The organism is Halopseudomonas salina, assembly GCF_008641105.1.
Genome location: NZ_VTTI01000001.1, coordinates 149,860 through 164,556, shown reverse-complemented (window position 1 = coordinate 164,556; position 14,697 = coordinate 149,860). Strand labels below are relative to the sequence as shown.

The following is a 14,697-nucleotide window of genomic DNA, read 5'->3' as shown; positions in this document are numbered from 1 at the left end:
ACCACAGCCCTGACCAGTCAAGACTCGACCCTAGGCTGGTTCAGGGCTTTCATTTTGAGGGCATCAAGTTGGGTGGTCTGGCACTCGATGCCCGAGACTCTTCTCCTCGAGATCCGCATACGGCCTCCTTAGTCTTTACTCTAGCGTTATACCACTACAGCCTTCGCCAGCAAGAACTCTGGCCGGCAAGGGCCCCTAAAAATTTGGGGTCATTCAGGAGGGGCTAGCACCCGAGGGCCCCAGACGTTCCTACGAACTCGACTTGGCCCTACTGATACGTTTGGGCTTGGTGGGTGGATCAGGAGGCGTAGACACGCTCGATGCCTGTTTGGCAGCTTTAGCCATGGCTGCTGTCTCTGCTTCCTTGCACGTTGCCCAATACACGCGGAGCGCCTCGATATCGCCATAGGCTCCTATCTCAGGCAGTCGCTCAATGAAGCGGCCATATAAGCCATCCTGAACCTTGCCGTGGCTGCGCATCCACTCAATCGCAGCATTAGGATTGGTGAGCATCACATAGTGAAATTCGCCAGATGCTCCAGGCTTGGTTACGATGAATTGCAGTTCCCGGAGTTTCTTCATTCGGCGACGCCAGGTGTCCACAGCCCGCTCGCCGAGGAATCCCGCTTCGGCAGCAAAAGTGCTGGGGTTTTCGATCGTGATGACTGGATGATCCGGCATACGCGTCCATAAACAAAACAGCACATGGCCGGCAGGCTGTCCCTTTGATTGGGCGTCGATGATCTGCATGGCAATGGGCAAGGTTCGAGGAATCGTGCTGAAGCCATGGTTAGTTTTGCGAGTCCATATCCACTGCTCGGGAAAGCTGGGGAAGTGAACCTCCATCAATTGCTGAGCACGCTCAGCCATATTTAAGCGGCGTTTTGCTGACTGCTTTACGTTGGCCATTCTGAAGCCCTTATCCGATTTCTGCTGAGCCCAGTTTCCCGTTATCCGCTAACGATAACAAACCGTAATTACACGCTCATATCGTGCATCTTTACGCATCCGAATGAGCGATACAGGCCAATCAAATTCTTTATATCATGCTATCCCATTGACTTAAGTTGCGTTATACCGCGCAAAATCATACTTTAACTGTATGATTTTAATACTTTTTTATATTTAATTTCGGTGCTCATTGTGCTCCTTGTGCTGATTTGTACTCATTGTGCTCGCCGTGCTCTTGGGTGATGGGTGTGGGAAGAGGGTCATATTGAGGTTAAGCCGCTCGAATCTTTTGCGCCTAAAACCCCGAGTATTGTCAGCAGACTCTTCAAGGTCGGGGGGATAAAAGCGGCTGTCGGCAACTATGACCCAGCAGCCCCAACAACAGGCTTCATGTCACACGGTACCCCTTGGGAGGTTTCATTAGTTCTGTCAGTATTGTCGTACAGTTAGTCTTTGCCGACTTACCTTATCGCTGGCGTCACCTCCTAGCCACTTTGATTCACCGCTCCCCCGCCAGGGGTTCTACCCTCCCTACGGCGTACCAACGCGTCATTGACCTGCCTCAGGGCGAAGAACTTCAGGGCCATGCAGCACTTACTATCCCACACGAAGCTGGGAATCATGGTCCGCTATCTGGGAATCGACGTGGACGACGCTCCTGATTTGGCAGAACAGACCTAGGTCAGGCCAGCGATAGCGACGGCCTAAGCCAGGCCATCACTATCAACTTGAAGCAGACATTTACTGTCAAAAGGGTGGGGCTACCCACCTCTACCTGGTAACGAACCTGCCTGATAGTGACACCACTGAAGCGAGAGAGCTCCTATAAAGACCGGTGTGATTCATGTCGCTTACCAGTACTCTCTGACTATCCACTCATGGCCGTTAGCCGTCCAAAGCCCCAAATTGGCATCGCCCAAAGCTTGCCGATCAACCCATGTCTTAACTCGTCTCCTTTTAAGGTTTCGAGATTCCAGAAAAGCGGGGAGATTTAAGGTACTGAAAGGAGATATTCAGGCATACAGGGTTTTTCTGAGTCATTTAGAGGGGGTGTTAGGGATGTCAGGGAGATTGAGAAAAGATCACGTGAAGCAGTTTTCTGTTTTTTTAGGAGTAAAAGGAGGGATCCTGCGAATTGCAAGGATAGGGATAAGGCCGGTAAGGGTGTGTAAGGGACGGCAAAGTAATTCATCATGAGGTTGGATGAGTTTCACGAGGTAGGCCTCCTGCGAGCCCTCGTCATCGCAGGTAAATCTCGGTGATCTCCGGCCGGAAATGCCCCAATTCCTGACTCACCGTCTCCAGTGCTTCGTTCCTTAATAATCCTTTGGATTGAAGCTCGACCATTCTCTGCTGGGCATAGGCATGCCGCAGCCCGTGCGCTCCGGTAGACCAGCCTAGGGCTCTTTGGGAGGCCGCTGTGACAGACTGGCTCCACGCGTGTCCCCCAGGTAGCTGGTAATGCTGCTTGTAATAGACGCCGCGATCTGCAACTACCACTGGCACCTCCAGCCTTAGGGTCTCCAGGGCTTTGGCTAGATCTGCCGGCACTAGGACCTCTCTTGCTAAACCACCCTTTCCGATAACAACGTATCGATGTCCTGATCTACCCAGAAACTTCTCATCCCTAGCTGGTCGGCTGTCAGCTCTTCGTTCTTTGGCTGGTTGCAGAGTGATCAACTCGTGGGCTCTCAGTCCTGCTGCGTAGGCGATTTCCGTCGCTAGTGCATTGGCTTCTCGCTGATGCGAAGCAATTCGACGCACTTGTTCTCTCGAGTAAGCCCGAGACTGCAGTGCTTGCGTCTGCTCTGACTTTATAACGGGCAGACGTTCTGAGGGTTGCAGTTTACCAATGGACCGTAAAAAGGACTGCACAGCCTGACGATCCAAATCCAGGGTCTTTTGTCCTACAACCTGGCCTCGTGTCTCCAGGAAGCGGATAGCGTCCTCACGGGAAAGTCCGTGGAGACCACCTGGGACGCGCTCTGAGCTGGCGTATTCTGCGGCTCTTGTGAGTGCCTGGTGATAGTTGCGACCCGTCCCGACACTTTTCAGATTGCCACTGCGCTGGACCTGTCGAATCGCTGAGAGAGCCTGCTTGGCGGGCTTAGCAAATTTCGCCATTCGTTGCCCCCTTGCGCTTGAGCCAGCGGGCTACTGTCGAATGTGTTACTCGGACCCTTTGCTCGAGCAGCCAGCGCTGTAGCTCAGCTGGACGCGCACCTGCTTCATGCAAACGCAGAAGCTCTCCGGTGTATTTGTCCAGCCGGGAGGTGCGATAGGGTTTTTTGCGCCTAGCGAGTGAATCCTGGCGTAGGCGCTTAGCTAAAGCGTTGGGGTCGAATTCGTGAGGCATGTTGTATTCCAGTCAGAGCGATTGGAACACGATATCCAGCAGGAAATAGGCGCGCCACCGAAGTGGGGTGTAAAAACGAGATGTTCAACTGCATTGTAAGAATGACTGGCCAAATTCTGGCTCAGCGGCTTGTCGCCTATTCGCCCCTGTTCGCATGTCCCATGCGGGCTCGGACTGGTCTCGCCCCTACCACTTATACAACAGTCCTTAAGTCAGCCGTCGCGTCGAACATGCGATGCGGTATGGCTCGGTTAAGGACGTCTCATTTTGGCTAGATGAGTTACTAGATCTCCAAATTATGAGCCGGAGCGGGCCCTAGTGTATCTGCCGCTGAATGGCAGCTAAGACGCAGAAACACCTCAGATTAACGTGGTGGTGCACGCGTGAACAAAGTGCTCACGATTTCAACAAGGTCATCATAGCGCGCCGGCGATGGGTAGGATATGGCCTTTTGAAATCGTGCGTTGGACTCTGTGCGCGAAACTTGCTTAAAGGCTCTAGCACGGCTATGTCAGGCCGGTTTTTGAGGCTGACATAGCCGTGCTACGCACGGAAGCGCGACGTAGTCGCGCTGGGTTGTGCGAGTCGTACTCGCACAGCACGTGGTTGGGTCATCCACGTGCGCAAGGAGCGCGAATCCAACCATTAGGTGAGGTGTTGACACAGAGTCCGTAGCTGCAAAGTAGGACTGGCTCTTGGGGAATGGGGCACGTGCTGCAGGGTGCGTATAGTCATCACCTGCAGCACCAGACATCTCGAGACGGATGTTCTCCTGCTGTGTATGAAAATACGCATGTTAAACATTTGCCCAACTCGAATGGGGGGGTAGAAATGGTGTTGTTCGATTTAGCTAACCAGTTCCCAATCTTGGGCGCTCAGTTAAAAATTCTGATGCGAGACGAGTCGTCAGCGATTGGAGTCATTGTGTGGATAGAAGAGTATTTATCCGGCCTTTGTGATGCAGGAGTCATTGACTGGCGCCAGCGCCTCGAATGCCAAGCTGCAGTGGCCATGTGTATTGGTGTCGGGGAAACGCATTTTCAGATGCTTGTGACACCGATACTGCACTAGACAATACGCTTTTGGCTGAGGCTTACATTATGCAAAAGGGTAACGAAGTCGCTATTGATGAATTGGTCGGTCAGTATCCGAGTTACCAGTGGCGCATTTGGACGCGTCGCTACAGCGAAGAATTAGGCAATGAGGTCCTTTCGGCGAGCTCATTTTTTCTAGATGTGCCGGAGGAAATCCTTTTCTTCGCGCCAGCCATTGGTGACGGCAAGCTTGATGCTCTCGTTGAGGAGCTGAATGCGCGCGCAGGTTGGGATGGCGCAATTCAGAAGTGGCAATCGAGGCGTCTTCGAGCTTTGATAGCTGAATTACCGTTACCAACGCCTGGTCCCGTCGGGCATGGGTAAAATTGAGTAAATGATAGCCCGCGGTGATCAATGTTTTTGACCCCTGATTCGGATGAACGGGACAGCCGTTATTGGTAGCGTTTCTTCTCACACTGTTGAGGAGTACCTATGTCGAGCCTTACTGAAACAATCGCAATGAAAATCCCGGTTACCGCTGTATCGAACCCTAACGGCTTTAAGCCTGGGTTTGTGAGCTGCTACGACATGAGGCAAATACTTAATGACGCTGCGAGTTACTTTAAGCTAGGGGACGCGCTGGCCGCGGTAGGTATTCTGGAAGACGTCTTATGGTCACCGAAGGCATCCAAGCTATCCATAGTGCATTGGCTTCGCTTGCCGATTTATCTGCAGCATGCGGGCTCTAATGAAATGGCATGGCAGGTTCTCGAGATTTATCGCTATCGGCGTAAGGATTGGGGATCGCAGAAGGAAATCGCTCGTACAATGCGAGAAATGGCTGTAAATGGAAACCGGAAAGAGAGTTTTTACGTCGCTATGTTCTGGTTTATCTGCTGTGAGGATAGGGAGAGGGCATCACAAATCAAAGCCGCTCGTTCATCACTAGGTATGAGCGCGCAGGACCTGAAGCAGTTTACAAAGACCTTAGCTGAAAAAAATGGCACCTTACCAAATGCAGGAGATTATTTAGACGACGGTTTTTGTGCGCTCAAAACAGCTGTCTGGCAGAACATCTGTTCACTGAACCCCAAGCGCCTGCAAACGCGACTACAAAACTACGCGCACAGGCAAGGTATGCCCTTTCCGAAGCAGTTAACAGAAGCGTTGATTCAATACCGCCTAACTGAAAAGGAGTATAGGTTTGATTCGATCGTCGCTCTGGTTCGCGCGCAAAATCTGTAAGATTAATGATCCGGCGCTGGTGACACCGTTTCACTGATTGATGATGACGACTCCAACCAATGAAGGAGCCGTCATCATGAATGTATCTAGCAATAAAGTGGTCAAAATCGGCAAGCTCGCGATGTCGCCGTCACAATTTATGGTGGTATGTGCTATTGGGGGCGCGCTGGCTGCAATACCAGGCGCTCTCGCCTCAAGGTCACAACCTTGGCCTTGTTCAAATTTCCTGGAAATCCTCATGAGCCGACAGCTGCTCAATACCCTGCTGCTTGGCGCGCTGCTCCTAGTCGTATGTGCAGGGCTGGCCAGCTTCAAGCCACTAGTCGAGATGCGTCAGATTGAGCGGTTGACCTGTCTATTCTGGGGAGCTTACGCAGGGTCCTCACTCGGCCCGCTCCTCAGCGGCATGGGTATGGGGTAGTAAGTAGTAATAGTAATAATCCTACGATTACTACTGTTGCTGCGTGGTCTCAGCTCATTTGCAAAAGTTACACCGGGTTCGGTGGCGGCGTGTTTTGGTTGACGGTAGCGTGGAGATTCATAACCACATGAGACTGAATGATGACGCTAAGTACCGAAATCCGAGATCGCATTTACACTGCTGCAGACGAGCTGTACGAGCAGGGCGGAAAGGAGTCTTTTCCAAAAGTTGATGCAGTAAGGAAGGCCGCTCGCGTGAACATGAACGATTGCTCAACTGGAATGAAAGACTGGCGTCGAGCGCAGACCGTTCGTGCGGCACCTTTGGCCGTACAGGTGCCGGAAGCTATTCAGCTTATGAATGGGCAAGCCCTCGCCCAGCTATGGGCGCAGGCTCAAGAGCTGGCGAACGCATCTCTACGGGCGGCCGAGGCAGCTTGGGAAGGGGAACGCGCCGAGCTGGAGGTGATGAGGTCTGAGTTGGCAACGGCTTACGAGCTGCAGGCCGGCGAGTTGGAGTCGTCGCTGGCCGGGCTCGAGTCTGCAAAGGAAGTGGAGCGAGCGCAGGCCCAATTTGTTGAGAACATGGAAGCAGCCTTAGCGTCGGCTAATGAAGCTGCCGTAGACGCTGAGCAAAAAGCTGCGGAATCTAAACGCCTGGCACGGGAGCTCCGCGCCGAACTGGATCGGGCTCACACAAACGCTGACCGTCTACGTGAGGAAAGGGATCGGGCGGCTGAGCTCGTCAGGGAGGCGGATGAATCAGCGAAGGCTCAGGAAAAAACGCTTGCCGAGCTACGTATAGCCATGGCTGCATCTGATCGCGCAACAGCGTTGGCAGAACAGAGAGCCGAGGAGGTGGAGCGTCGCGCGTTGGAGCTAAGAGCCGAGCTGGACCGTGCCCATCTGGATGCTGACAGAGTTCGTCAGGAAAGAGATCATGCGGCCTCGTTGGTCAGAGCGGCGGAAGAGGCGAGGGATGGCGCGCGTCAGGAGCTGGCCACGATGCGTGAGGAAGTCGCATTCCTGCGCGCAAAAGCTCAGGAGCCAGAAATGACTGATTCGTAAGGGATCGCTCGCCCTTCCGTCAATGCTGCGGTTACCTCGAGCAGGGATGCTCTTCAAGCCCTTCATTGGGCGCTCTAAAGTGCTATTTCTACCATTCGCAAAACTCAGCAGGTAAGCTGCCTCCAGAAGAATATATTTTCAGGAGCAGTACCATGAACACGGAAAATCACTCCCAAACCGCGGCCTTCCTATGGTCCGTTGCGGACCTCTTGCGCGGGGATTTCAAGCAATCGCAGTACGGTCGAATCATCCTGCCTTTCACGCTCCTGCGGCGTATGGAGTGCGTGCTTGAGTCAACGCGGCAGGAGGTTATCCGTGAGGCCAAAGCCCAGGAGGGCCGGCCAGATCTGGTACGTGAGCAGATGCTGCTGCGCGCTGCGGGTGGGCTGCAGTTCTTCAATGCTTCGCCTCTGTCACTTGGCACTCTGTCGGATACCCAGACTGCTGACGACCTGATGAGTTACGTCCAGGCGTTCAGTAAGGACGCTCGGGAGATCTTCGATCATTTTCATTTTGAGGATTATGTGCAGCAGTTGGCCTCCGCCGATCTGCTCTATCAGGTAGTGCAGCGCTTTGCCGCCACGGACCTGAGCCCGGCGCGCATCAGCAACTTCGGCATGGGCATTGTTTTTGAGGAGCTGATCCGGAAATTTGCAGAGAGCTCGAACGAGACTGCCGGGGAGCACTTTACCCCGCGCGATATAGTTCACCTGACCACCTCCCTGGTCATCACCGGCCAGGACGATAAGCTCAAGCCCAACAGCATCGTGACTATCTACGACCCGACAGCAGGCACGGGTGGTTTTCTGTCCGAAGGCGAGGAGTACATCCAGTCCATCAGCGACAAAGTCACAGTCTCCCTGTTTGGACAAGAGCTGAACCCCGAGTCCTATGCCATCTGCAAGGCGGATATGCTGATCAAGGGGCAGACGGTAGGCAACATCAAGCTCGGCAATACGCTGTCGGATGATCAGCTACCCGGCGGCGAAAACCACTTTGATTTCATGCTTAGCAATCCGCCTTTTGGTGTGGAGTGGAAGAAGGTTCAAAAACAGATCGCAGAGGAGCACAGCCGCAAAGGTTTCGATGGTCGATTCGGTCCTGGCCTTCCACGGGTATCTGACGGCTCGTTGCTGTTCCTGCTGCACCTGGTCAGCAAGATGCGCGAAGCAAAAGACGGTGGATCTCGGATCGGTATCATTCTTAACGGCTCGCCGCTGTTCACGGGTGGCGCGGGTTCTGGGGAGTCAGAGATTCGCCGCTATTTGCTGCAAAACGATCTGGTCGAAGCCATCGTCGCGCTACCCACCGACATGTTCTACAACACAGGTATCGCTACCTATGTATGGGTGCTTTCCAACCACAAGGTTGCTGCGCGCAAGGGCAAAATTCAGCTGATTGACGGTAGTAAGTACTACGCCAAGATGCGCAAATCCCTCGGCAGCAAGCGTCAGTACATTACCGACGAGCAGATCGATGAACTAGTACGGCTCTATGGTTGTTTCGAGGAGACGCCGCAGAGCAAGATCTTCCCCATCGACGCTTTTGGTTATCGGCGCATCACTGTCGAGCGGCCGCTGCGGCTGAATTTCCAGACCACTGCCGAACGCATCGAGCTAGTGCTGGAAGAGAAAGCTATCCAGAAGCTCAATGCTGCCGCCCAGCAGCGCCTTATAAGCGCCCTGGAGTCAATGGACGCAAGCCTGCAGCACCGCAACCGGGAACAGTTCACGAAGCTGCTGAAAAAGGCGCTGAGCAACCACGATGTATTCCCGGCAACGGCAGAACTGAAGGCACTGCTCGCTGCCCTGAGTGAGCGTGATCCGGAAGCTGATATCTGCATAAGCAAGGGCAAGCCGGAGCCCGACGCGGGCCTGCGCGACAATGAGAACGTGCCGCTGGGTGAGTCGGTCTATGACTATTTTGAACGGGAAGTGATACCCCATGTGCCTGATGCTTGGATCGACGAGAGCAAAACAGATGCGCAAGATGGTGAGGTGGGTATCGTCGGTTTCGAGATCCCCTTCAACCGCCATTTCTATGTCTTTCAGCCGCCGCGCCCGCTGGAGGAAATCGATCGTGATCTGAAAGCCTGTACCGACCGTATCAAACAGATGATTGAAGAGTTGTCAGCATGAGTGGATTTGAGCCGTACCGGCAGTACAAGATGTCCGGCGTGGATTGGTTGGGTGATGTGCCGGAACATTGGACTACCGGTACGCTACGTTGGTACGCAACAATCCAAGGCGGGATTGCTAAGGGTAAGGACTATCAGGGGCGCGATACCGTTTCCGTTCCGTATTTGCGCGTCGCGAATGTTCAGGATGGCTTCTTGGACTTGACTGAAGTCAAAGAAATTTCCGTCTTAGAATCCGAACTTGAACGTTACAGCCTCCAGCTTGACGACGTGCTGATGAATGAGGGCGGTGACAACGACAAGTTAGGTCGTGGCGCCGTATGGCGAGGCCAAATAAATCCCTGCCTTCATCAGAACCACGTTTTTGCAATCCGGACAAACCATCTACTTAAGCCGGAGTGGCTGGCGACGTTTACTGGTAGCCAGCCGGCGCGCACATATTTTTTTCTAAACTCGAAACAAAGCACGAACTTAGCATCAATATCTGCAAGTAATATTATGAGTCTTGCTTTGCCAATACCGCCTGTTGCAGAGCAAGAGCGAGTCCTTCGCTTCCTCAACCATGAAATCGCCCGCATCGATGCCCTGATCCAAGAGCAGCAGCGCCTTATCGAGCTCCTCAAGGAAAAGCGCCAGGCAGTGATCTCCCATGCCGTCACCAAAGGTCTCGATCCGACAGTACCCACGATGGACTCCGGAGTGGAGTGGCTGGGGCCAGTGCCGGCGCATTGGCGCCAAAACTACAAGCTAGGAGCAATGGCTGATGAGCGTCGTGGCGGGTTTGTTAATGGACCATTTGGAAGTGATTTGCTGTCAAGTGAACTGACGCACGAGGGGGTGCCAGTTGTCTACATTAGAGATGTTAAACCGACCGGTTACTTTCGAAAGAGTACCGATTGCGTAACTAAAGAAAAAGCACGGCAGCTCAGTGTATGCCGAGTCCTGCCCGGAGATGTATTAGTTGCTAAGGTCGGCTCGCCCCCTGGAGATGCCTGCATCTATCCAGGCTCAGAACCAGATGGGATTGTTACCCAGGATGTGGTGCGCATTCGAGTTAAATCGGAAGTGGTCGATGCAGAGTATTTGGTTTTTTTGCTCAAATCAAACTACGCAAGAGCGGTGGTAGATGCAGTTAGTGTTGAGTCAACCCGAAAGAGATTCAGTCTGGGTGATTACAAGCAGTTAAAGCTTCCTCTACCACCACTGGCCGAGCAGGTTCAAATAGCGCGCAATATTGGGACGCAGTTTGAAACGATGGATGCTTTACTGTCGACTGCGAATGAGGGCATCTTCTTGATCCAAGAACGGCGCTCTGCACTCATCACCGCTGCAGTTACTGGCAAAATCGACGTACGGGATTGGCAGCCCTCGGCCATCGCCCCGTCTTCTCAACTCGCGCAAGAGGCCGTGTAATGGCAGACAGCAAGGAAGCTCAGTTACAGCAGGACATCATCACTGCCATGACCGCCCGAGGGTGGCTCACCGGGCCGGCCACTGGGTACGATCGTCGTTCAGCACTTTATACCGAAGACCTTCTCGGCTATTTCAAGCAAGCCTGGCCAGAGCGTTGGGACAAGTTCAGCAAGGCCAACCCCAAAGATCCGGAGGGAGTGCTGATTCAGAAAGTGGTACGCGAACTTGAACAGCACGGCACCCTGGATGTGCTACGGCATGGTTTCAAGTTGCCAGGGGTCAAAATTGATCTCTGTAGCTTCAAACCTGACCACGGCATGAACCCGGACACCCTCACGCGTTACCGGGCCAATCGCCTACGTGTGGTGCAGGAGGTTTCCTATTCGCCCCATGCCCGCGAAAGTGCAGACTCAGGGAAGGGATACAATCCCAGGCTGGATCTGGTGCTTTTCGTCAACGGCATACCGGTGGCGACGCTGGAGCTGAAAAGCGAGTTCAAGCAAACGGTAGAGAATGCCAAGCGGCAGTACCGTTATGACCGCCCACCCGTGGACCCCGTCACGCGCAAGCCCGAGCCGCTGCTGACTTTCAAGCGCGGCGCGCTGGTGCATTTTGCAGTGGGGCAAAGTGAGGTGGCGATGACCACCAAGCTGGCGGGTAAGGACACCTTCTTTCTGCCATTTAACCAAGGCACAGAGGAGAATGGTGCCGGCAACCCTGTGCCGGCAGATGCAAGCCAGTACGCTACTGGGTATCTATGGAATCGGGTTTTCCAGCCAGAAGCCTGGCTCAAAGTGCTGGGACGCTTCTTGCACCTGGACAAACAAACCAGCGAAGGATTTGACGGCAAGCGAATCACCAAAGAAACGCTGATCTTTCCCCGCTTCCACCAATGGGAAGTGGTCAACAAGCTGATCGATACTACGCGTAGCGAAGGCCCAGGCCAGCGTTACCTGGTTCAGCATAGCGCTGGCTCGGGCAAGTCCAACTCAATCGCCTGGACTGCCCACCAGCTCGCTTCACTGTACGACGCTCAGGGCAACAAGCTGTTCAACTCGGTGATCGTGGTTACTGACCGCACCGTGCTGGATACCCAGCTGCAAAACACCATCTATCAGTTCGAGCATGCCCAGGGCGTAGTTAGGCCGATCAGCAGGGATATTGGCAATCAGAGCAAATCGGAGCAGCTGGCTGATGCCCTGTCTGAGCAAACGCGGATCATCATCGTCACCATCCAGACCTTTCCTGCGCTGTTTGCTGCCTTGGACAAACACCCAAAGCTGGCTGCTGGGCGTTATGCAGTTATCGCCGACGAGGCCCACTCCTCTCAGACTGGTTCCTCAGCTAGCAAGCTGAAACAGATCCTCGGCAGTGATGCGCCAGAGAAGGACGAAGAGGAAGTTTCAGTTAGCGCCGAGGAGTTGCTGGATGCCGCCGTCGCCGCACGTGGGCCGAATGAGCGGATCAGCTACTACGCCTTTACCGCCACGCCCAAAGCCAAGACGCTGGAGCTGTTCGGTCGCCCGCCTGATGCCTCAACACCCCCCAGCGCAGACAACAAGCCCGAGCCCTTTCATCTGTATTCCATGCGTCAGGCTATCGAGGAGGGTTTCATTCTCGATGTGCTGCGCAATTACACTACCTATAGCACCGCCTGGAAGATTGCTCACCCCGATGCCGACGACGAGGAGGTCGACAGCAAGAAAGCCCGTATGAAACTGGCGCGCTGGGTGCGGCTACACCCATACAACATCAACCAGAAGGTCGAGGTTATTGTTGAGCATTTCCGCGCCAACGTGCGGCACCTGCTCAATGGGCAAGCCAAAGCCATGGTGGTCACTGCAAGCCGACAGGAGGCTGTGCGTTATCAGCTTGCGGTCAAGGCCTACGTGACACAGCAAGGCTACGACGATGTGCACCCGCTGGTCGCGTTTTCGGGCAGCGTACTGCCTGATGAAGTGATCCGAGAAGAGGTGACTGAGAACAGCAGCCTGCTCAATGGCGGGCTGAACAATCGCGATCTGGCGGAAGCATTCGATACCCAGGACTTCAACGTGATGATCGCGGCCAACAAGTACCAGACCGGCTTCGATCAACCCAAGCTTTGCGCCATGTATGTAGACAAGAAGCTGCAAGGCGTCGATTGCGTCCAGACACTCTCGCGCTTGAATCGTACGTTCGGTGACAGCAAGCAGACCTTTATCCTGGATTTCTTCAATGATCCGCAGGACATTCTCGATGCCTTTCTGCCCTACTATGCCAAGGCCGAACTGAACGACGTTACGGATCCACAGATCCTCTACGATTTGCAAAAGAAGCTGGATGCCGAGGGTATCTACTACCGTTCTGAGGTAGAGAGTTTCGCGCTGGCTTTCTTTGATCCCAAGGCCCCAGCTTCCAAGCTGAGTTACCACTGCTACTCGGCCAAGGACCGTTTCGCCAAGCGATACCGTTTCAGCCAGGATGCCCGCCAACACGCACTGGATTACAAGCGCAACGCTGAGGCCAATGGCGACAGCACGGGCTTGAAGAAGGCCGAGTACGATCTTAAGGAAGCCGGCGAGCAGCTCGACCAGCTCACGTTGTTTCGCAAAAACCTGCAGAGTTTCGTGCGGCTATATGAGTTTCTGTCGCAGATAGTCCCTTACGAAGATCGGGACCTGGAAGCCTTGTGTGTATTCGCGCGCCATCTGTACCCGTTGCTCAGCGTTGAGCAGCTTGAGCAGGAGAGCGTGGATGTGGGCGACCTGCAGCTTACCCATTACCGCCTGACAAAAACGGCTGAGCATCAGTTGAGGCTGGAGGACGAGAAAGGCGAATGGGGCCTAGACCCTGCTACCGGTATTGGCTCAGGCAAACCTCACGACGCAGAAAAGAAACGCCTGGCGGAGATCATAGAAGCTTTGAATGATCTGTTTGGCGCTGAGGTTGGCGACGACGATCAGCTGCAGTTTCTCACCGGAATAGCCCAACGCATTAGCCGGCAGGACGATGTAATGGCGCAGGTAAGCAATCACAGCGAAGAACAGGTAATGCACGGTCTTTTCCCCAAGCGCGTTGTGGACACGGTGCTGGACGCCATGACGGACCATGAAAAGCTGTCGCTGGACGTGCTGGACAACGAAGTCAGCGGCCGCAAGTTTGCGTTGCTGGTCTTGCAGATGTTGAAGAGTCTGGGGGCGCAGCCTGAGAGGCGAGAGCTGTAAGCTGATAAGGCGCCTCTCTATGACTTAGCAAGGTTCTGCATCGGTTTTGAGCCACTCCAGTTTGTGACACCCGATTGGGTCGCGGGCGAATAATTTTTTGTGCACGATCGTATCAACTCATTTACAGGAGATACGCGATGCACCCCACGACCATGATTTATTCCCTAGTCACGAAAACCAGGACCAGAATACATTCCATAGAACTGCCCATCAGAGCTACTGCGCGCAGCCTGCAATTAGAGCTGCCGTTTGCCAACGTCGACGTTTGGCTGGGCGGCTACGGAGAGATAAATGGGCGGATATTGCAGAGCTTTTCATGTGAGGAGACGGCACGTTCTTCGTATAACCGGTTGTGTGACAGAATAAAAGTCTGCACGTCTTCGCTAGCAAAAGTTCAGCCAGCCGGCAAAGGCCCGACCGAGAGAAGCAGGAAGGTGCGGGTCCTTGCAGTCTACGTTGGGTATCCCGAAGACTATCGCGTTCCAGTTGAATTAGTGCATGAGCACACAATTACTATTCCCGCGTCCATGGTTAAAGAAATTTCGGGGAGCCTCTACGTACCGCGCTGGTTTCTAAGGAAAGCCCTGATAGATAGACAAGTACGCCAACCCTATGAGCACTTGGTTCGTGTGGAAGGGGAGTGGGATGGTGAAGAAAAGCTTTGGGCGGCAGTGTTTGAGCCTATGCTCAAGTACTTGAACGAATCGGTTTGAGAGATTTCTCAGAACTTATGTATCGGCCCTAGTTTCGTAGACGCCTAAGGCTAGAGGCGGCTGGGAGCACTGTCATTTCAAGCTACCCAACGTAGGTATTGAAGGGCGCGCTGTTGAGTTGCTTTGGCTCAGGGGGTCGTAACCACGGTTGGCT

Annotated in this window: 9 protein-coding genes; 8 read left to right on the top strand and 1 reads right to left on the bottom strand. The window is 53.9% G+C overall.

The features are described from left to right. Positions 1–249: 249 nt before the first annotated feature. The gene (locus FZF01_RS00690; RefSeq protein WP_223825341.1) at positions 250–909 is read right to left on the bottom strand and encodes a hypothetical protein; all 660 of its coding nucleotides are present in this window, start codon (positions 907–909) and stop codon (positions 250–252) included. Positions 910–4,407: 3,498 nt separating this feature from the next. Here FZF01_RS00690 and FZF01_RS00675 point away from each other — a divergent pair. The 8 genes from FZF01_RS00675 (at position 4,408) to FZF01_RS00640 (ending at position 14,543) form a co-directional block, all read left to right on the top strand. After that, positions 4,408–4,725 (top strand): hypothetical protein, encoded by a 318-nt coding sequence (locus FZF01_RS00675; protein WP_150276181.1) that lies wholly within the window; start codon positions 4,408–4,410, stop codon positions 4,723–4,725. A 108-nt stretch (positions 4,726–4,833) separates the two neighbouring features. Continuing rightward, positions 4,834–5,586 (top strand): hypothetical protein, encoded by a 753-nt coding sequence (locus FZF01_RS00670; protein WP_150276180.1) that lies wholly within the window; start codon positions 4,834–4,836, stop codon positions 5,584–5,586. A 238-nt stretch (positions 5,587–5,824) separates the two neighbouring features. Then, positions 5,825–6,007: a hypothetical protein gene (locus tag FZF01_RS00665; protein ID WP_150276179.1), complete on the top strand. Its 183-nt coding sequence runs from the start codon at positions 5,825–5,827 to the stop codon at positions 6,005–6,007. 137 nt (positions 6,008–6,144) lie between these two features. After that, the gene (locus FZF01_RS00660; protein WP_150276178.1) at positions 6,145–7,074 is read left to right on the top strand and encodes a DNA-binding protein; all 930 of its coding nucleotides are present in this window, start codon (positions 6,145–6,147) and stop codon (positions 7,072–7,074) included. Between the two features lie 152 nt (positions 7,075–7,226). Then, the gene (locus FZF01_RS00655) at positions 7,227–9,212 is read left to right on the top strand and encodes a type I restriction-modification system subunit M (RefSeq protein ID WP_150276177.1); all 1,986 of its coding nucleotides are present in this window, start codon (positions 7,227–7,229) and stop codon (positions 9,210–9,212) included. Next, on the top strand, positions 9,209–10,624 hold the full coding sequence (locus tag FZF01_RS00650) for a restriction endonuclease subunit S (RefSeq protein WP_150276176.1): 1,416 nt from the start codon (positions 9,209–9,211) through the stop codon (positions 10,622–10,624). The genes FZF01_RS00655 and FZF01_RS00650 overlap by 4 nt, the downstream gene beginning before the upstream one ends. Next, complete coding sequence (locus FZF01_RS00645) at positions 10,624–13,830, top strand: type I restriction endonuclease subunit R (protein WP_150276175.1); 3,207 nt, start codon at positions 10,624–10,626, stop codon at positions 13,828–13,830. The genes FZF01_RS00650 and FZF01_RS00645 overlap by 1 nt, the downstream gene beginning before the upstream one ends. A 137-nt stretch (positions 13,831–13,967) precedes the next feature. Beyond that, positions 13,968–14,543: a hypothetical protein gene (locus tag FZF01_RS00640; protein ID WP_150276174.1), complete on the top strand. Its 576-nt coding sequence runs from the start codon at positions 13,968–13,970 to the stop codon at positions 14,541–14,543. The last annotated feature ends 154 nt before the right edge of the window (positions 14,544–14,697 follow it).